The organism is Alcaligenes sp. SJTW-7 (genome assembly GCF_047716895.1).
Taxonomy (GTDB): domain Bacteria; phylum Pseudomonadota; class Gammaproteobacteria; order Burkholderiales; family Burkholderiaceae_B; genus Alcaligenes; species Alcaligenes ammonioxydans.
On the sequence record NZ_CP136682.1, the window covers coordinates 2,821,640 to 2,840,480 of the forward strand.

General features: G+C 57.1%; 14 protein-coding genes and 3 tRNA genes. 8 read left to right on the forward strand and 9 right to left on the reverse strand.

Going from position 1 to position 18,841, the window contains the following annotated elements; all coding sequences use genetic code 11:
* The first annotated feature begins 123 nt into the window (after positions 1-123).
* From RSQ48_RS12800 to RSQ48_RS12810, 3 genes are all read left to right on the forward strand, one after another.
* Positions 124-840 (forward strand): alpha/beta fold hydrolase, encoded by a 717-nt coding sequence (locus RSQ48_RS12800; protein WP_059318037.1) that lies wholly within the window; start codon positions 124-126, stop codon positions 838-840.
* Entirely contained in the window at positions 837-2,084 is a 1,248-nt protein-coding gene (locus RSQ48_RS12805; protein WP_415301858.1) for an iron-containing alcohol dehydrogenase, read from the forward strand. Before RSQ48_RS12800 ends, RSQ48_RS12805 begins: the two co-directional genes overlap by 4 nt.
* Before the next feature lie 155 nt (positions 2,085-2,239).
* The gene (locus RSQ48_RS12810; protein ID WP_003803299.1) at positions 2,240-3,601 is read left to right on the forward strand and encodes an MFS transporter; all 1,362 of its coding nucleotides are present in this window, start codon (positions 2,240-2,242) and stop codon (positions 3,599-3,601) included.
* 192 nt (positions 3,602-3,793) lie between these two features.
* Here RSQ48_RS12810 and murB read toward each other — a convergent pair whose 3' ends face one another.
* Entirely contained in the window at positions 3,794-4,804 is a 1,011-nt protein-coding gene (gene murB / locus RSQ48_RS12815) for a UDP-N-acetylmuramate dehydrogenase (RefSeq protein WP_062946408.1), read from the reverse strand.
* 314 nt (positions 4,805-5,118) lie between these two features.
* Between murB and RSQ48_RS12820 the strand changes: the two genes are divergently transcribed.
* The 4 genes from RSQ48_RS12820 (at position 5,119) to RSQ48_RS12835 (ending at position 7,918) form a co-directional block, all read left to right on the forward strand.
* Positions 5,119-5,194, forward strand: a tRNA-Gly gene (locus tag RSQ48_RS12820).
* Between the two features lie 42 nt (positions 5,195-5,236).
* A tRNA-Cys gene (locus RSQ48_RS12825) sits at positions 5,237-5,310 on the forward strand.
* Between the two features lie 36 nt (positions 5,311-5,346).
* A tRNA-Gly gene (locus RSQ48_RS12830) sits at positions 5,347-5,422 on the forward strand.
* Positions 5,423-5,701: 279 nt separating this feature from the next.
* On the forward strand, positions 5,702-7,918 hold the full coding sequence (locus RSQ48_RS12835) for a putative bifunctional diguanylate cyclase/phosphodiesterase (RefSeq protein ID WP_415301859.1): 2,217 nt from the start codon (positions 5,702-5,704) through the stop codon (positions 7,916-7,918).
* Between the two features lie 51 nt (positions 7,919-7,969).
* Here RSQ48_RS12835 and RSQ48_RS12840 read toward each other — a convergent pair whose 3' ends face one another.
* Together RSQ48_RS12840 and RSQ48_RS12845 are read right to left on the reverse strand one after the other, a co-directional pair.
* Complete coding sequence (locus RSQ48_RS12840) at positions 7,970-10,168, reverse strand: TonB-dependent siderophore receptor (protein WP_415301860.1); 2,199 nt, start codon at positions 10,166-10,168, stop codon at positions 7,970-7,972.
* Positions 10,169-10,329: 161 nt separating this feature from the next.
* Complete coding sequence (locus RSQ48_RS12845; RefSeq protein WP_415301861.1) at positions 10,330-11,280, reverse strand: helix-turn-helix transcriptional regulator; 951 nt, start codon at positions 11,278-11,280, stop codon at positions 10,330-10,332.
* A gap of 262 nt (positions 11,281-11,542) precedes the next feature.
* Between RSQ48_RS12845 and RSQ48_RS12850 the strand changes: the two genes are divergently transcribed.
* Positions 11,543-12,448 (forward strand): alpha/beta hydrolase, encoded by a 906-nt coding sequence (locus tag RSQ48_RS12850; RefSeq protein WP_415301862.1) that lies wholly within the window; start codon positions 11,543-11,545, stop codon positions 12,446-12,448.
* Positions 12,449-12,783: 335 nt separating this feature from the next.
* On the opposite strand, the gene RSQ48_RS12855 is transcribed toward RSQ48_RS12850, so the two are convergent.
* The 6 genes from RSQ48_RS12855 to RSQ48_RS12880 all read right to left on the reverse strand — a co-directional run bounded on the left by RSQ48_RS12855 (position 12,784) and on the right by RSQ48_RS12880 (position 18,779).
* A complete protein-coding gene (locus tag RSQ48_RS12855) occupies positions 12,784-13,938 on the reverse strand; it encodes an iron-containing alcohol dehydrogenase (protein ID WP_415301863.1) in 1,155 nt (384 codons plus the stop codon).
* Between the two features lie 11 nt (positions 13,939-13,949).
* A complete protein-coding gene (locus tag RSQ48_RS12860) occupies positions 13,950-14,612 on the reverse strand; it encodes an ABC transporter ATP-binding protein (protein ID WP_003803284.1) in 663 nt (220 codons plus the stop codon).
* Positions 14,602-15,351 carry an ABC transporter ATP-binding protein gene (locus tag RSQ48_RS12865; RefSeq protein WP_059318043.1) on the reverse strand — a complete coding sequence of 250 codons (750 nt, stop codon included), beginning with the start codon at positions 15,349-15,351 and terminating at the stop codon, positions 14,602-14,604. Before RSQ48_RS12865 ends, RSQ48_RS12860 begins: the two co-directional genes overlap by 11 nt.
* A complete protein-coding gene (locus RSQ48_RS12870; protein ID WP_003803280.1) occupies positions 15,348-16,334 on the reverse strand; it encodes a branched-chain amino acid ABC transporter permease in 987 nt (328 codons plus the stop codon). The genes RSQ48_RS12865 and RSQ48_RS12870 overlap by 4 nt, the downstream gene beginning before the upstream one ends.
* On the reverse strand, positions 16,331-17,227 hold the full coding sequence (locus tag RSQ48_RS12875; protein WP_039943692.1) for a branched-chain amino acid ABC transporter permease: 897 nt from the start codon (positions 17,225-17,227) through the stop codon (positions 16,331-16,333). Before RSQ48_RS12875 ends, RSQ48_RS12870 begins: the two co-directional genes overlap by 4 nt.
* Before the next feature lie 253 nt (positions 17,228-17,480).
* Positions 17,481-18,779: an ABC transporter substrate-binding protein gene (locus RSQ48_RS12880; protein WP_131070808.1), complete on the reverse strand. Its 1,299-nt coding sequence runs from the start codon at positions 18,777-18,779 to the stop codon at positions 17,481-17,483.
* Positions 18,780-18,841 lie beyond the last annotated feature (62 nt).

Below are 18,841 nucleotides of genomic sequence, written 5' to 3' on the forward strand. Positions count from 1 at the left end.
AAAACGCAGCGTTCGCTGCTGAAACCTGATACCTGAGGTCTGCTGCCCCCCCGGTGCACGCACTGAGCAGAGCCAGACAACAATCTCATATCTTAGTTGTATTTCTTTACTCCAGGAAGCCACATGAGCATTGCCTGCCCTTCAACTGCCCCGGCCATCCTTGCTGTTCATGGCATTCAAGGCACTCAACGCAGCTGGCTGCCAGTCGTCCAGGCCAGTTCACTTTCACCGCATTGGCAGACTCCGGATTTACGAGGCCGGGGGGACGCCCACTACGGTACCTGCCAGCAGGATTATGAGCTGAGCCAATTTGTCCACGATCTGCGCATCCCTATTGCCGCCTTGCCGGCCACGACACCCTATGTTCTGGCTGGCTGGAGCCTGGGCGTATCGATTGTGCTGCAAACCTGCCTGACGCTACTGGAAGAACAGGCTGTGCTCCCTCAGGCCCTGGTGCTGATATCGGGTACCCCCAGCCTGAATCAAACCCGCTGGTTCAAGTCTGAGCACACCCCCGCCTTGCTGCAGGAAATTGCAGAACGCGAGCAACGCCTGGGCCTGAGCCAGGCGGCCGGCCATCAAGATGTGGCCTGGACCTGGCTGGCCAACCGACATCACGACCAGTACGCACAGTTGCCTCGCATTTCCATCCCCTCATTGATTATTCATGGCGATCAAGACCAGGACTGCCCCATTGAACATGCCCGCCTGTTAGCGCAGGCACTGCCGCAAGCCAGCTTGCACAGTTTGCCTGGTGCGGGCCACAGCCTTTTAAGCTCGCATCCCGACCGGATCGCTTCTTTGATCGACTCTTTTTGCACTGCAAGGACTACCACATGAACACGCACGTTTTCTTTTGCCCGCCCCCCCGTACCTTGATGGGGCGCGGCTGCCGCCATGAGCTTCCTGCCTTGATCGCCCATTTGGGCTGGCGCCGCGGCTTAGTGATTACTGACCGTTTTTTCACCACCCAGACCCGCTGGGTTCAGGACCATATTGACGCCTGTAAGGAACAGGGCATTGAGATTGTGGTGTTTGATGGTGGCCAGCCCGATCCTTCCACCACTTTGTGCGATCAGGCCACGCAGCACGTGCGGGCTCATCTGGCCGAGCAGCCCATCGACTATGTATTGGCTATGGGAGGCGGCAGCAATATCGATCTGGCCAAAGCGCTGTGCCTGACCGTGCCAACTGGCCAAACCATACGAGCGTACAGCGGTACCTGGCCTGCCCACACCCGCCCCCTGCCTCTGATCGCCTTGCCCACCACCTCCGGCACAGGCTCGGAAGCCACACCAGGGGCGATTCTGGTCGATCCCGACAACGCCACCAAGATCGCCGTGATGGGCAACGCCCTACGCCCCGCCATTGCCGTCATCGACCCTGAACTGAGCGATAGCTGCCCGCCCCGCGTCACCGCCGATGCCGGTATTGACGCCCTAACCCATGCAATTGAATCATTTGTCACACAAGACGCCAGCCTGTTTGACCGCGGCGGCAGCCCTGACCCGGGCTATAGCGGCCGCTCCGGCCTGACGATGATGTTTGCACGCGAAGCGATACGGCTGTGCGGACACTACATGCTGCGAGCCTATCGCGACGGCACCGACACCGAAGCCAGGGACGGCATGGCCAGCGCCAGCTACTATGCAGCCCTGTCCTATGGCACGGCGGGCTTAAATGCCGTGCATGGCATCGCCTACGCTCTGGCCGGCTTGACGCATCAGTCTCACGGCACCACCAATGCCGTCTTGCTGCCCTATGTTCTGGACGAACTGCGTGAGAACCGTGCCCCAGAGTTGCGGGAAGTCGCCCAGCTTCTGGGCATGCCAACCGACCAGACAGAAGACGCCGTGCTGGCACTGCCCGCCTATGTGCGTTCATTAATCGAACAATTGGGCATCCCCACCGATCTACGCCAATGCGGCGTGCAGGAACACCAACTGGAAGGCCTGCTGCACGATGCGCTGCAAGTCACCCGTCTTGCCAAAGCCTTCCCGGTGGCTGATCGTACCAGCGCCTATCAGCGCATTATCCGACACGCTTTTGAGGGCTCATTGGCCACTCATTTCATCCTTAATTAATTAGCCAGCTAAGTACATACCAGTATTTAACCCTGGGCCAGATACCACTAGTATCCATGTAATATATCAGCAAAAGAACAAAGACCTGTCCTGGCCTGACGACAGGTCACCTAGTCATAAAACCCGCCACAAGAGCGGACCTACAGGAGACACCTATGACAGCCGTATCCCCCAATGTGGCCAATCGTCTGGAGCGATTGCCCATGACTCGCTATCAACGCATGCTGTTCGGTATTATTGCGACCGCCTGGTTCTTTGACTCCATGGACCTGGGCATCATGACTTTTGTATTGGGTTCCATCAAGGCAGAAATGGGACTGAGCACGGCACAGGCAGGTCTGCTGGCCAGCTCCAGCTTTTTAGGCATGTTTTTAGGTGCGGCCATTGCAGGCATGCTGGCAGACAAGTACGGCCGCAAGCCCGTCTTTCAATGGAGCATGATTTTTTGGGGAGTGGGGAGTCTGGCCTGTGGGCTGGCCCAAAACGTCGAGCAACTGATGGCCTTTCGGGTACTGCTCGGGTTTGGCATGGGGATGGAATTCCCTATCGGCCTGGCGATGGTCTCGGAAATTGTGCCCGCCAAAAGCCGTGGTCGCTATATTGCAATTCTGGAAGGTTTCTGGCCGCTGGGCTTTATCAGTGCCGGGATTCTGACCTATCTCAGCCTGGACTATATAGGCTGGCGTGGAATCTTCATTGCCTTGTCCATCCCTGCCCTGTTTGTATTCGTAATTCGCCGCTGGGTACCGGAGTCACCCCGCTGGCTGGAAGAAGCAGGACATAACGAACGCGCCGAGCAGGTGACCAGCGCTTTTGAGCATAAAGTCATTCAGGCCAATGGTGGTCAGGCACTGCCCTTGCCCCTGCCTCCCAGCCCTTGTGAAAAACTCAAGCGCGGCGCCTTGTTTGCCCAACTCTGGCAAGGCCAATATGCACGCCGCACCTTGATGCTGTGGATGCTGTGGTTTTTCTCCCTGCTCGGTTACTACGGCTTGACCACCTGGCTGGGTGCGCTGTTGCAACAGGCAGGATACGCGGTCACCAAGTCCGTGACCTATACCATCTATATTTCCCTGGCAGGCATTCCGGGCTTCATTTTCTCGGCCTGGTTGCTCGAAAAATGGGGGCGCAAGGCTACCATGGTACTCATGTTATTCGGTAGCGCAGGCTGCGCCTTTATTTATGGGCACGTCGCCACCAGTCAGGCGCCGGTCGCACAATTGATCGGTGCCGGGCTATGCATGCAGTTCTTCATGTTTGGCATGTGGTCGGTCTTGTATGCCTATACACCTGAGCTCTATCCCACGCGGACACGCAGTACCGGAGCCGGGTTTGCATCGTCTATTGGTCGCCTCGGTTCCCTGCTCGGCCCTCTGCTGGTTGGCATTATCTTGCCGTGGACCGGGCATACCGGCGTATTTACGCTGGGCGCCATCTCTTTTTCGATTGCCGCCTTAGTGGTCGTCGCCCTCGGGGTGGAAACCAAAGGTCGTTCTCTGGAAGAAGTATCAGCCTGACGAACAAGAGCCGGACGGGCTGCCAGGCCTTTTGAACAAGCAGCAACGTCACCAGCAAAAACCCCGTGTCAGTGCAACGCGCCGACACGGGGTTTCCCTTTATCGGTCTGCCTCATCCCTGAGTTGACCGGGCTTGCCCGACGCAACGTAGCTACGAGCCACGATTCGCCAAACCCTAGAGAGCCGCCAGGCCTAAGCCACCACAACGGGTTCTTGCTCCAGCTCGACGCCGAAGCGCTCCCGCACCGAGGCTCGGATCGCTGTTGCCAGCCGCCCAATATCCGCAGCGGTTCCACCACCATGATTGACCAGCACCAAAGCCTGCCTGTCGTGCACCCCCACAGCGCCATCCGTCCGCCCTTTCCAGCCGCACTGCTCAATCAACCAGCCCGCTGCCAGCTTGCACCGCCCCTGTCCCACGTCGTAAGACACCAGATCAGGCCATTGCTGTTTTAGCGCATCGCGCTGCGCGGTCTGCACCACCGGATTCTTGAAAAAGCTACCTGCATTAGCCAGAACCTTGGGGTCTGGCAGCTTTTGACGACGAATATCGCAGACGGCCTGAAAAATCGTTTCCGGGTCCGGCTTACCTGCCAGGTGGGCTTGTTTGTTCAGGTCGGGATACTCCAGCACGGGCATCCAGGGACGAGGCAGCATGAAACGTACCGCCACAATCAACCAACTACCGGCAGGATCGCGTTTGAAACGGCTGTCTCTATAAGCGAAACCACATTCTGGTGCTGACAGTTCCAGCAATCGGCCCTCTTTAAAACTCCAGGCCAGCACACTGTGAACTCGTTGCTCCAACTCCAGACCATAAGCACCGATATTCTGAACCGGAGCGGCGCCCACTGTGCCGGGGATCAGCGCCAGATTTTCCAAACCGGGCCAACCCTGTTGCAAACAGTACTGCACAAAGTCATGCCAGCATTCGCCTGCCTGCGCTTCCACTATAAAGCCATCGTCATGCTGGGCCAGCAAGCGAATTCCTTTGCTTTGCACTTTGATCACCAAGGCATCGAGTTGCTCGGCCAGCACGACATTGCTTCCCCCGCCGAGGACGAAAACACGTTCGCCCTGCTCCACCGCAGCCTGCAACTCCGGTAGCTGGCCAAGCTGTTCGTACACCACCAGATCACGTGCACAGCTATCCAGACCCAAGGTGTTAAAAGCGCTCAAATCAACATTATGCTGCCTGTCCACGACCCAGTCCCACGATCCAAGAAAGCAATAAGCATAGCTCGGACAGACAATTTTCCGGAAAAAATTACAGAATCTCTTGACAGGGATACGTCTTGCAGACTACAGTTACGTTCTTGCTTGACGCAGCGTCCGTTTGGCAGCAAAAAGCAGTTTGCAGGCAGTAAAGTTTGTTCAGCAGTTTTGATGAAAGCGTGTGCAAATTATCAAAAAAACTTGACAAACAAAAACAGCCACTTTAAACTAGCTTTCTTTACTTAATCAGCACCAGCTAATAAGTAAAACGCTGAAAACAGATTCAATCTGCACAGCAAAATGCGGGAGTAGCTCAGTTGGTAGAGCGCAACCTTGCCAAGGTTGAGGTCGCGAGTTCGAGACTCGTCTCCCGCTCCAGATTCCTAAGGGAAGCCTAGGCTTCCCTTTTTAATCGACCACGGCGCAATGGCAGAGTGGTTATGCAGCGGATTGCAAATCCGTCTAGGTCGGTTCGATTCCGGCTTGCGCCTCCAGTAATGCTGGTCACAAGTCGGTAATGCAGTAAAAATGCGGGAGTAGCTCAGTTGGTAGAGCGCAACCTTGCCAAGGTTGAGGTCGCGAGTTCGAGACTCGTCTCCCGCTCCAAATTCAAAAAGCCCAAACTTCGGTTTGGGCTTTTTTTCGTCCTGCCATTTCCCTCTCCTCCCAAGAACATCCGTACCAAACCCGGCTCGTCCCTGTCTGAGGCGCATCACCGCTAGCGTCTCAATAAGGCAACGTGCCCCGCCCCGAGGTATAAATACCGCTAAGCTGTCATGACGTGGAACAAACGGAAATCATCATCGTCCGCCAGCGTCACTTTATCGAGATGGGCCCCATTACTGATTGTTTTTTACAGCCGACCCTATGGAGCACTGGACAACCATGAGCGCCCCCTCCTACCCGGTATCTGTCGAAGAAGATCGTCGCCTACGCGCCCTGGCGGAGTACAAACTGCTCGATGCCCCTCCCACCGAGGAGTTTGACCGACTCGCCAACCTGGCGGCCAGGCTATTCAAGGTTCCCATCGTTCTGATCACACTGATCGATAAAGATCGACAGTTTTTCAAGGCGCGCGTGGGTACGGACCTGAACGAGATCAGTCGCGCTGATTCCTTGTGCGCACATGCCATCCTGTCCAATGACATTCTACTGATCCCCGATGCCCTGCAAGATCCACGCTTTGCTTCGAACCCTTTAGTTACGGGCCCGCCCTTCGTTCGCTTTTATGCCGGAAAGCCGCTGCTGGCCCCAACAGGAGAACGATTAGGCACCGTGTGCCTGATTGATACCAAGCCACGACAAGCCTTTAGCGATGACGAGCGAGCCAATCTGTCCGATCTGGCCAGCCTGATCATGGAACGTATGCAAGCCCGTCGTCTGGAACAGACTCCATCAGTCAGCAAAGCCCGATTTGAAAATATCGCGACCGCCTCTCCCGATGCCATCATCGGCTCGGATGAGCATGGCCGCATTACCTTATGGAATCATTCTGCCGAAAAGATCTTTGGCTATGTAGCGGAAGAAATTCTGGGGCAACCCGGCTCGATCATTGTGCCTGACAACTGGCGCAAGGTTTACGAGCACGAACTTGTCCGACTCCAGCAGGGCGAACAGATGAAACTGCCTGACCGCAGGATCGAACTGTCCGCTTTGCGCAAGGATGGCACCGAATTCCCGGCAGAGTTCTCCCTATCGACCTGGACTGAGGCCGGCTCACGCCATATCGGCGCCATTGTTCGAGACACCACGGCGCGGCGGCACCATGAAGAAAGACTGTTCCAGCTGGCTTCGCTCGATGCCCTGACAGGGCTTGCCAACCGGGGAATGTGGCAGGCACGCCTTGCCCAGACACTTGCCGAAGAAGCGCCCGCCACCATCTTGCTGATCGATCTGGATGACTTCAAGGAGATTAACGACACCTTCGGACATTCCGCCGGCGATGCCGTCCTCAAACATATTGCACAGCAAATGAAGTCCGCCTTTCCTGACGCGATCATGCTTGCTCGACTGGGCGGCGACGAGTTTGTGGCCTTGCTACCCGGCAATCAGGAGCAGGCCGCCCGCATCGCGGCTCAAACGCTGCTCAATACCTTGGCGACACCCTGCAACTTTGCTGGCCAGGTTATTGAAACCAGTGCCAGCATGGGAGTGGCGCTGACGCTGATGCACGGCACCAGCGCCGAGGAGGTTCTGAACGCTGCCGATCTGGCGCTGTACAAAGCCAAATCCTCCGGGAAACGACACTACGTGATGTTCTCTTCACTCTTGCGTGAAGTGGCGGTCGCACGCAGATCGTTCGAGCGGGAGCTACGCCTGGCTTTTGAACACGGGGAGTTTGAGCTTTTCTACCAACCCCAGGTCTCTACCCGCAGCGGATTGCTGACCGGCGCGGAGGCGCTGCTCCGATGGAATCATCCAACACGAGGCTTGTTATCCCCGGTCTCTTTTATTGATGTGCTCAACGAAAAGCAGTCTGCCCCTGCCATAGGGGCGTGGATAATACGCACGGCATGCCGTCAGGCCGCGCACTGGCACGCGACCATCCCCACTTTTCGGATTGGCGTGAACCTGTTCGAGGCACAGCTACGAACCAATCGTCTGCGCTCCACGATCAGCACCATCCTGGCTGAAACAGGCCTGCCAGCGCACTGTCTGGAACTGGAGATTGTGGAAACATCCTTGTTCCGCAACGACATGGTGACCAAGAACCTGCTCCACAGTTTACGTGACCTCGGCATTGGCCTGGCCTTCGACGACTACGGGACGGGCTATGCATCATTGAGCCTGCTCAAAACCTACCCAGTCAGCCGACTGAAAATTGACCGCTCTTTTATCCGCAATGTCCACGAAGATACCGGGAACGCCGCCCTGGTCAAGGCGATTATCTACTTGGCTAAAAACTTTGGTCTGGATGTCATTGCAGAAGGCGTGGAAACCGAGGAGCAACTTCAGTTCCTGAGAAGTAATGAATGCCCCGAAGTACAAGGTTATTTGTATGGCAAGCCGGTTTGTGCCGACACATTCACAACACAATTCATCCAGCACAAAGGCCCACTCAAACCTTGCCTACTCGATAGAAAACCCATTATCGGTCCCTAGCATCGGCACAAGCGGGCTTCACAGAAGGGCGAGCCCGCCCTTGGCCCAGTCTCAATATTGCGCTTTCAGGGACAGCATTACGTTCTGAGGCGCGCCATACCAGCCCTGATTATAAAAACCGATCTGCGAGTAGTACTTCTTGTCGAACAGGTTGTTCACGTTCAAGGTGGCAGACATACGCTTGTTAAAGTTATAGCGGGCCATCACGTTGACGATGGCATAGCTGCCCTGCTCTACCTTGACCACGTTGCGCCCCGGCGCGGTCGCATCCTGGTACATGCGGTTTTGCCAATCGATGCCACCGCCCACTGTCAGTCCTTGCCAATCTCCCTGCATGCGGTACGTGGTAAAGAGCTTGAACAAGGTACGCGGCTTGTTTGTGTTAATAGGCTTGCCCTGTGCATCCTTGGCGGTAAACGTAGTCAGGCTGCTGGCCACGTTCCAACCGGGCATCACTTCACCGCCCAGTTCCAGTTCAATCCCCTCCACCTTGGCACCCGAGACCGGGCGATAAGCAGGGGTGTTGGGCGGCGCGCCCATCACCTGCTTGCCAGTGGCCTGAGCCAGGTTGTCCTGTCGCGTCTGAAAGACAGACACCGCAGCATTTAACCGTCCGTCCAGCCAGGCCGCTTTCAGCCCGAGTTCGTAACTTGTACCCGTGATCGGCGCAAGAATCTCACCTTGCTCATCGCGTGCATTTTGTGGTTTGAAAATCGCTGTATAGCTGGCGTAGGCCGTATAGCTGTCATCGAAGTCATAAGTCAGGCCAGCATAAGGAATCAATTCATTCCGATGACGATACTGACGTTTAGCACCAAAGTAGGTCTGGTCCGTTTCCCAATTGCTCAACCGCCCGCCCACCATCAAGCGCAGACTATCCCGCAGGCTCAGACGGGCCACGGCATAAGCTCCCGATTGTCGGTTATCCGTATCATCCGCCTGGGAAGGATTGGCGGACCAGACCGGCTCGGACACAAGCCCGGGCTGATAAAAGCTGCCCGCATCCGGCAACGGCGCCATGGCACGATACTGGGGAAAGGAGACTCGATCCCGAGATGTCGTCCACCCCACCGAAAACTCGTGCTCTTTGCCAAACAGCTCCACAGGCCCCGACAAAGCAGCATTGAAAGCCTGGCGACGCACTTCCCCCTTATAAAACGAATAGGAGTTGGACATCCCGAGACCCGTGTCCCGGTCCGGATAGCCCCCGCGGAAAATCTGTTTCATGGACGCATCCGTATGCGACTGGTTATAGCTCAGGCGCAGTTTCAAGTGATTGGCAAACTGGTGGCTGACATCCACAAAGCCAGTGAGTGTGTCGTTCTCGATACGTGACCAATCACTGTTGTTAGAAACCGAGCGCTTGAAGTCCGTACGCGAGCCGTCGCTATAAAACAGCGGGAAACCGCTGCCAAAGCCATTATTGGCGCTGGACTGATAGGCCACCCCGCCGCTCAGCTCCATCCCCGGGATCAGATCAGCCGTCATCACGCCATACAGCGTACGCGTCTGCGTATCCTGCCAATCCGTGTAGCTATTACCCTTGCCATAAGCGCCCACGAGACGCCCGCGCACACGACCATCCAGGCTAATCGGTGCAGAAACGTCTGCGTAGCCTCGTGCGAAATCCCAACTACCGGTCTGCACCCCGGCCGAGAACGCCAAGTCCCGTAAAGGCCGTTTGCGCACATAGTTGACCGCTGCAGAAGGGTTACCCGCGCCTGTCATCAAACCGGTGGCACCGCGCACCACCTCCACCCGGTCAAATACCACCAAATCCAGATTACTCTCTCCGAACGCCCACGGAGACAGAACAGGCTGGGTCCAGCCGTCGAATTGGTAGTTATCTATGGCAAAGCCACGGGACGAGAACGAATAGCGGTTGGTGTCGCTGCGCGTCACCGAAACACCCGGCGCGCTTTGCAGCGCATCTGCCGTCGTTTGCATACCCCTGTCATCCATCATCTGACGGCTGACCACGCTGACCGACTGTGGCGTTTCCCGAATGGACAGTGACAAACCAGTGGCCGTGCTCATGGCCTTGGCGGTGTAGGACCCGCTGGTTTCTGTCACACCCGGGTCCCGACTGCCTTGAATGGTAATTACGGATAACTCCACCGGCGAGGGTTCAGGCGCACTGCCTTGCGCCCAGACGGGGCTGGCGGCCGTCGCCAACCACAGGGCTGACCGGGAAAGGGACGTCAGTAGACGGACACGCAAGCAGGCAGAGCTGGAAAAAACAGCAGACATGAAGGTCAATCTCGGCATAGGTTTTAGATGCGAATAATTATCATCTACATATTTGGTAGTGATGTATTCATAAACGCAAAAACGCTATGCCAAACACCCTTCCTGGCTGTACTGGCGCCCAGCTCGCCACCGCCGCCGGATCGCATCGGCCAGCACATCTATCAAGCTTGGCTCAACTCGCTAGGCGATATGCCGTAGCGCTCGCGAAATGCCGTCGCAAAGTTGGTGGCATGGCGGTATCCGACAGAGTGCGCCGCCTGCTGCACGCTCCCCCCTTGCATCAGATATTCACGCGCCAGTTCCAACCTGCGTTCACGCAGCCAGCTAAAAACCGAGCATCCATAGACAGCCTGAAACTTCAAGCGCAAGGTGCTGGGGCTCATGCAGGCCAGCCGCGCCAGTTCAGCCAGAGTGTGATCCTCGCCGGGGGCCTGATAGAGACATTCTTTAACGCGTTCGAGCAATTGCCGATCACGGATCGAGACAGGGGAATTTTTTTCTGTGCTTCGAGCCAGTCCATCCAGCGCGTGGGCCAACACTTGCAGGCTGATCCCCTCCAGCAACAGGTGATGCAATGCTCCTTGCAAGGGGCTGTCGATCAATTGATCGATAGCGGTCAGCAAGTGAGGGGGTACGGCCCAGGGTCGCAACCATATTTGCGTTGAAGCCATGACGCCAGCCAGGGCTTCGCCCAGCGGCGAATCAGCCAGACTGTCTGGGGTGCTCATGGTGATATTAAGGCCCCGCAGGCGCTGCCCGGCAGGGTGGATTCCTGTCACGGTCAAGGCATCAGCATGGGCAATTGTGGCTCCCCGTTGGGCCGTCATGCTAAGCGAACTCTGCTTGGCAAGCTGCGCGTGTGCCCGCCCCCGCACAATGACAATTGCTGAAAACTGCGGGGCGGCCAGTGAGGTCGCTGCGTATTGATGATGAGTGATGATGTCCGACAGCACCATCTTCATGCCTGGCCGAAGCTCATAGTCCTGCACCTTGCCCTGAGCAATGCACAGCTGCTCCATGTCCTGCTTCGGGCCGGTGTACTCCGGCAAGCAATAGCGGAAACCCATTGGACTACCGAGCCGGTTAAAGTCCGATACCGTAAATCTGATCATAGCAATCGAGAGGGGGAAATGCTCAAGCCAGACCCGCAGCTCCTTCTCTTTACCAGAGCAGGCCACGACGGCAAGGGGAAACAGCATAATTGAGAATAACACACATTCTCAATTATATGGTGGCTTTATGTCTCCCTCGTGCCCGTCAACCGCGTTGGGCTTATCAAAAGGGACGGGAAAACAAAATGGGTTTACTCTTCCTGAAGCCCTGAGATGTAATAATAATCATTAGCAATTAATTTTCCCGTTTCACACCTTGATAATGACTTTCCTGCCCCGCTTTCTGCTCAATGCCGTCACGCTCTGCTTGACCCTCACCCTTGCCGCTCATACTCACGCCCAGCAAAGCACCCGCCCCTGGGACGAGCCAGTAGGTCCTACCATCGTGGACCAGCAACAAAGCCTGTACCGCTTTGAGACGCTGTTCATGAACTCGCAGGACGGCCAGCGGCGCTACAAAATCCAGATCGGTACGCCAAACCGCCCTGCTCCTGCACGCGGTCATCCCGTGATTTACATGCTGGATGGCAATGCCGCCATGGCCAGTATCGAGGTGGACGACTTGAAAGCCATCAGTGCCCTATCTGCCCCGGTTCTGGTCGCCATTGGCTATGACACCGATGCCCGCCACGATGTGCTTGCCCGTTCTTTTGACTACACGCCTCCCGTCACAGACAACGGCCCGAACAAAACGGTGGAAGTCCGGGGCCGTTTGGGTGGCGGCGCAGATGTTTTTCTGGACTATATCGAAACGCAGATCAAGCCGATGGTCGAAAACCGCGAACTGATTGACCGCTCGCGCCAGACGCTATGGGGCCACTCGTACGGCGGCTTGTTCACCTTGTACACCCTGTTCAACCGTCCCGATCGATACCATCGCTACGTCGCGGGGGATCCCTCCTTATGGTGGCACGATGGCATTCTGGTCAAGACTGCCCTGGCCTTTGATATGTCGCTGGCGAAGGACAAGCACATCGCCATCCTGGTTGGCGGGCAGCGCAGAAATACCTCCATGAGCAATGCCGCAGCACACTGGTCTACCCAGGATCTGGCCACGTATCTGCGGGATGCGGGGCTGAATGTCAGTTACGAAAACTTTAGCGAACTGAATCATGGGCAAATGCTGGCCGCCTCCTTGAAACCAGCGCTGAGAATGGCCGCACAATAATAATGCCCACCCAAAGCCTCCTCCTGAGCCGGTCAGCCCCTATTCCCAACGGCACTGGACGACGCCGCCTTGAGTAGAAAACAGCCCTAGTCCTCGTCGCGCAGCTGACGCAGCAGCACAGCGGGCTGACACCGAGGCCAAAGAAAAAAAGAAAGGCAAAGCAGACGACGTGAGCAACACCCTACCTTAGTCTGCAGACTCGCAAGAACAGCAAGTACCCGCTTGGCTACCCCTTCCTGCCCTACTCGTTGAGGCTTGCTTTTCCTAGAACAAAAAAAACCTGAGCCGGCACAGCACCAGACTCAGGCAAAACGGTTTCCGCTGTAAGCGGTCTATCAGAACGCGGCGCTGTAAATAGCGAAAGCGTCGTCTTCGGTCACGTCGCGGGGGTTGTTGCCCAGCAGACGGGTTTGTTTCATGGCTTCCTGGGCCATACGACGCAAGTCGCTTTCCTTGATACCCACGTCGCGCAGTTGGCGCTCGATGCCGGTATCAATGGCGATCTGTTCCATGAAGTTGATGAAGGCTTCGGTCTTGGAGGCCTCATCACCCTGGATGCCGGGAATCAGCACTTCAGCCAGCTCGGCATACAACGGGGCCGCAGCCGGAGCGTTAAAGCGCAGAACGTGCGGCAGAACCAGCGAGTTCGACAAGCCATGTGGCACGTGGAAAATACCGCCGATCGGGTAAGCCAATGCGTGTACGGCACCCACGGGGGCGTTCGCAAAAGCCTGACCAGCCAGCGTGGCGCCCAGCAGGATGTCCTGACGTGCAGCGGCATCCTGGCCGTTGCGACAAACGTGTACCAGCTTGCCGCCAATCAGACGCAGGGCTTGTTTGGCCAGGTTGTCCGAGAGCGGGTTTTTCAGGATACGGCTGGTGTAGGCCTCGATGGCGTGGACCATGGCGTCGATACCGGTCGCCGCCGTAATACGGGGAGGCAGACCTAATGTCAGTTCCGAGTCCAGAATGGCCAGGTCGGCGTACAGCTCGGGAGCGACCACACCGGATTTGGTGGTCTCGCCGGTGGTCACGATGGAAATAGGCGTCACTTCCGACCCTGTTCCCGCTGTGGTCGGAATCTGCACCAAGGGCAGGCGTGAGCCGCGCACCTTATCAATGCCATACATCTCTTGCAGGGGCTGGTCCGACGCCAGCAACACAGCCAGCAGCTTGGCCACGTCCATCGACGAGCCGCCCCCCAAACCAACCACGATTTCCGTCTTGGCCTGACGGGCGCGCTCGGTCGCCTGCAGGACAATATGCTCGGGCGGATCGGCAATCACATCATCAATCACTTGCACGCTCCAGCCGTTGGCTTTCAGATCAGCCAGTGCAGGGTCCAGCAGACCGCTTTCGTGCAGGAATCGGTCAGTCACCAGACAAACACGCTCTTGCGAGTAGCGCTTGCGCAGGATCTGGCCGAGCCGGGCAGCGGCTCCGCTTTCAACGTAAATAGCGGGGGTGGTTCTGAACTCGAATGCCGACATGGGCTTTCTCCTTATGGTATGGCGGGCTGCGGTACTTCGATACGGCCGCGGTCCATCCGGTAGGTGTAATCAATCACATTGCCGGCGTGCTGCAAGTCGGCACCCGACAACAAAGCACTGAAGCCTTCTTTGCTCAGCTCGCCCACCACTTCCGCAATACGCTTGGACAGCGCAGGCGCGACGCCTTCAAAAGGCTCGTCCAGCAACAGCAGCTTGTCGGCAGTCATCAAGGCGCGCCCAATGGCAACCAGCTTTTGTTGCCCTCCGGACAACTGCAAGGCACGGCGCGGGCCAAACACCTTCAATTCCGGGATGATGCGCCAGACACGGTCCAGACGCGCTTCGATATCCTGAGATTTCAGTGCCCAGGCGGGCAGGCGGATGTTCTCTTCCACGCTCAGCTCAGGGATCAATTTGCGATCCTCCGGGGCAAAACCCATGCCCAGGCTGGTGCGACGGTAAGCGGGCATCTTGGCCAGCTCCTGCCCATCGAACTGAATCGAGCCGTTTTCCACGGCCAGCAAGCCCATTACCGTACGCATCAGCGTGGTTTTACCTGCCCCATTACGGCCGGCCAGACCCACGATCTGGCCTTGGCGCACTTGCAGGTTTACCTGGCGCAAGATGCTGGTCGGGCCAATACGTACATCCAGATTTTTGACATCAAGCAGCATGATCGGCCTCCTGTTTATTGCGTCCCACCGGCTCGCCGATGATGTATTCACGAACCTGCTCATGGGCCAGCACTTCGTCTGGAGTGCCGTTGGCCAAAATGGTGCCGTCGTAGAAAGCCAGCACGCGATCACTGTAGCGACGCACGATTTCCATATCGTGCTCCACAAACAGAACCGTCACGCCCGCATCACGGACCACTTTCATGACGCGGTCCATCACTTCAAATTTCTCGTCACTGGCAACGCCACTGGTGGGCTCGTCCAGCAAGAGCACTTTAGGCTGGGCCACCATGGCCAGCGCAATGTCCAGCAACTTGCGAATCCCTTCGGGCAAGGTGCCTGCCTGGGACTGGGCGAAAGCGCTCAGGCCGAAACGCTCCAGAATTGCACTGGCTTCGGACAAGGACTGTTTGGCCACGCCCAGGGCAATTTCCACGTTTTCCAGGGCGTTCAGCGAGGTAAACAGCTGCGGAATCTGGAAAGAACGGGCGATACCCATGCGGGTCACTTCCCGTGGTGGCAAACCCGTAATCTCGCGACCGGCAAAAAAGATATTGCCCGAGTCCGGCTTCATGTAGCCGGTCAACATGTTCACGAAGGTGGTTTTACCTGCGCCATTGGTGCCAATCAGGCCCGTAATGGTTTGCGCATGGATATCAACGGTCATATCGCGTGCAGCGTGGACAGCGCCAAACTGCTTGCACAAACCTTTAGCGGAAATCAAGGGTGACTGACTCATGAGCGGGCCCCTGTCGGTGAAGAAGAATCGTTGGAGGTAGCAGCCGCATTGCGACGGTTCAAAATACTGATCAGGCCACCGGGCAAAAACACAATCAGGGCCAACATGCTGACACCCATGACAATCTGCCAGGTGTTAGGGGCATATTGGTAGGCCAGTGTGCGGATCAGTTCCAGGCTCAAGGCACCCAGGAAAGGCGCGTAAGCATTACGAGTACCGCCCAGCACAGCAATGAAGATGAACTCGCCCGAGGTGGTCCAGAACGCCAGTTCAGGGTCTACGTGACCGATGCTCAGCGAGGACAGGGCACCGCCCAGACCGGCCAGCGCGGCAGCCAGCACGTAGCTCAGGTGAATATTGCGGTAGGCCGAAGCCCCCAGGTATTCAACGCGGATTTCATTGTCCTTGATCGCTGGGCCGAGACGACCGGCGCGGCTGCGCAAGAAGCCTTGCATGGCCCACAGCACCACACCGACCAGCACCACGGTCAGGACAAACACACCCGGACGCGACAACGTATCGGCGAACGTTCCCCACAGAAAAGAGGGAGCATGAACATTAAAACCGTCACTGCCGCCCAGGCTGGGGTTACGCACCAGCAGGCCGTACATAATCATGGACAGCGCCAGACTGAGCATGGCAAAGAAAATATCGCGGTAGCGAGCCAGCAGAAAACCCAGTACCCAGGCAAGCAACGCGGCACAAGCGGCGGCAAAAGGCAGCAGGATGACGGTTTCGCGCCAGTCCAGATAGTTCATGGCCATGCCGACGCCATAGGCGCCAATGCAGTAGTACAGACCCTGACCGAAAGAGGCCAGGCCCGAGCGCAGCAACAGCACCACGCCCAGGGCAACCAACCCCTTGGCCAGCGCCACTGTAATCAGAAACTGCCAGGATGGCAGGCCAAAGCCCACAATAAGGGCAGCCACCGTAATGGTCAGGGCAATCATGCCCTGCTTAAGCGTAATGTTGGTCTTGTTCATATCTTTCGGGCCTCGGCAGCAGCAAACAGTCCTTTAGGACGGACGGCCAGCACCAAGGCCATTACCGCGTAGATGGAGAAAAGTTCGATTTCGGGCCAGTAGTGAACAGCAAAAGAGCGCACCAGGCCAACAATCACTGCGCCAAGCGCAGCGCCGGGCAAGGAGCCCAGACCGCCAATCACGACCACGGCGAAAGCCATCACAATGACCTCCACCCCCATGCCGGGCGCCACAGAAATTGTGGGGGCCGTCAGCGCGCCACCCAGCGCAGCCAGTGTGGCACCGGCAATAAAGGTCAGCAGGAAGTAGCGTTGCACATTGATGCCCATGGCCTGACTGACTTCACGGTCATGAATCACGGCCAGCAAGATGCGGCCCTGACGCGAATACTTCAGGAACAAGGTCAGGCACAAGCCAGCCAGAATGGCCGCCACGACAATCACAAAGCTGTAGGTGGGGTAGAACAGATCACCGAATTCGACGTTACCCAGCAAACCGTAAGGCTCGGCGATCACGTAAGGATCGACACCCCAGACCAGTTTGACGGTATCTTCCAGGATCAGGAATACCGCATAGGTAATCAGCAAAGAGACAACCGGCTCTTCCTGGTAGAAAAAGCGCAGCAGGCCGTATTCAATGACAAGACCCAGCACCAGACCGGCAATGACCGCGGCCAGGATCAGCATCAGATAGCTGCCGTACGGGCTGTGATCGGTAGAGAGCCACTGCGTCACCATGGTGACAGCGGTGTAAGCGCCAATGGTATAGAGGCTGCCGTGGGCCATGTTCAGGATCTTCATCACACCATAGATCAGCGTGAGTCCGACCGCGACCAGAAACAGCCAGGCGGCGTACATGATGCCATCTATTAAGGCAGCAGAAAGAAGAGACATAGTCGGTTTCTGTGGAAATGGAATAAAAAATGCCACCACGCCGCAGCGTGGGTGTGCCTCCCCCAAACGGGGGAGCTTTTACCTGGGGAACAGCCCGGCGGTAAACATGCGCCCTGGCTACGCCTTCGGCTTGCTTCCCCCCGAGGGGGCCTTTACCCTGGGAGCGTCCCCGTGGTAAAGACCGGACATACAAAACAAGGTCTTGCAGGCCCTCAGGTTCAGAGCAGCGTCCTTGTCAGGACGCCTGTCCGTATCAGTGCTTCAAGCCGCCCTTGATCCAGTCGATGGATTTCACGCCTTCGGGCGGTGTCACTTCTTCAGGTTTGAAGTGACGCAGATCGGTGTAGCTGATCACGCCCTTGTCGTTTTTCACCACGCCCAAGGTCGTACCTTGAACAGCCTGGTGGCCTTTGCCCAAGGACATGCTGACATCACCCGATGGGCTCTCGAAGGTCAGATGCTCGAAAGCACTGATCACTTGTTCGGTGGACGGTGTTTTACCGTCGTTGGCAGCCTGGGCTTTTTCATAAGCGGCTTTCAAACCCAGCAACGTCTGTGTCATCTTGTAGGAAGGGTAGCTGGGGTCCGCATTGAACTGCTCGCGGTAGCTGGCACGCAACCACCGGTTCAATTCATTGTCAGGGGCAAACGCAGCGTGTGGACCGCGAGCGCCAATGATGGTGCCTGTGGGGATCTGGTTGTTTGCTCGGTGCGTTGCTGTTTCGCCAGCAGTCAGCACGGTCAGGGTGTTGCGGAACAAACCACGTGGCAGAGCCTGCACCACAAAGCCTTCCAGATCGCCACCCCAGAAGCTGGAGTGAATCACTTCTGGACGGGCCGCCATCAGGGAAGAGATCTCGGCATTGTACTGGCCCGCGCCCAGTTTGGGCATTTGCGAGGTCTTGGCTTCTACGCCGGGCTTGAGCGCTTGCAATGTGCCTTCAAAGTCGTGCCAAGCATCCTGACCCCAGGCGTAGTTCTGGTTGATACCGGCGTAGCTCTTGAGTTCGGGGTTGCGCTCCAGCACAAAGCGGGCAGCGGCCACGTTGTCCATCGTGGCGTGGGCCACCGGACGGAACACGTATTTGTAGCTGGCATCTTCAAACAGACGCGGTGTGCCGCAGTCGAAAATCAGGGTCAGTTTTTTCAGTTCTTCAGCAACGGGGGCCACGGCCAGACAATCGCCCGAAGAGATGTAGCCGACCACGATGTCCACGTTTTGTTGCTGAACCAGGTTGCGGTATTCGCTGACCTGCTTAGCAGTACCACCGTTCTCGTCAATGAAAACCAGTTCAATCGGTGCACCGCCCAGACCCTTGGTGTTGTAAGGGGCGGGGACCTTGCCTTCGTTCAACTGGGCAGCCGTCAGTTCAGCGGCATTCTTGGCAGGCACGCCAAAAGGACCGGAGGCCGCGCCGGACAAGAAGGTGACCACACCAATCTTGATGGGTTTGACCTCTTCTGCCAGGGCAGTCGTGCCGGACAAAAGGCCAGCCGTGGCCAACGTCAGGGCCAGGGTCAGTTTGCGTGGGGTTGCAGACAGGATAGACATAACGTCTCCTTATTTAGCTTATTGTGGGGTTCTGCTGATGGGGCGCTCTGCGCTATCGGCAA

Bases quoted from the DNA above. Each gene is read 5' to 3' on its own strand.
- RSQ48_RS12800 (WP_059318037.1), top strand. From the start codon at position 124: ATGAGCATTGCCTGCCCTTCAACTGCCCCGGCCATCCTTGCTGTTCAT.
- RSQ48_RS12805 (WP_415301858.1), top strand. From the start codon at position 837: ATGAACACGCACGTTTTCTTTTGCCCGCCCCCCCGTACCTTGATGGGG.
- RSQ48_RS12810 (WP_003803299.1), top strand. From the start codon at position 2,240: ATGACAGCCGTATCCCCCAATGTGGCCAATCGTCTGGAGCGATTGCCC.
- RSQ48_RS12835 (WP_415301859.1), top strand. From the start codon at position 5,702: ATGAGCGCCCCCTCCTACCCGGTATCTGTCGAAGAAGATCGTCGCCTA.
- RSQ48_RS12840 (WP_415301860.1), bottom strand. From the start codon at position 10,168: ATGTCTGCTGTTTTTTCCAGCTCTGCCTGCTTGCGTGTCCGTCTACTG.
- RSQ48_RS12845 (WP_415301861.1), bottom strand. From the start codon at position 11,280: ATGATCAGATTTACGGTATCGGACTTTAACCGGCTCGGTAGTCCAATG.
- RSQ48_RS12850 (WP_415301862.1), top strand. From the start codon at position 11,543: ATGACTTTCCTGCCCCGCTTTCTGCTCAATGCCGTCACGCTCTGCTTG.
- RSQ48_RS12855 (WP_415301863.1), bottom strand. From the start codon at position 13,938: ATGTCGGCATTCGAGTTCAGAACCACCCCCGCTATTTACGTTGAAAGC.
- RSQ48_RS12860 (WP_003803284.1), bottom strand. From the start codon at position 14,612: ATGCTGCTTGATGTCAAAAATCTGGATGTACGTATTGGCCCGACCAGC.
- RSQ48_RS12865 (WP_059318043.1), bottom strand. From the start codon at position 15,351: ATGAGTCAGTCACCCTTGATTTCCGCTAAAGGTTTGTGCAAGCAGTTT.
- RSQ48_RS12870 (WP_003803280.1), bottom strand. From the start codon at position 16,334: ATGAACAAGACCAACATTACGCTTAAGCAGGGCATGATTGCCCTGACC.
- RSQ48_RS12875 (WP_039943692.1), bottom strand. From the start codon at position 17,227: ATGTCTCTTCTTTCTGCTGCCTTAATAGATGGCATCATGTACGCCGCC.
- RSQ48_RS12880 (WP_131070808.1), bottom strand. From the start codon at position 18,779: ATGTCTATCCTGTCTGCAACCCCACGCAAACTGACCCTGGCCCTGACG.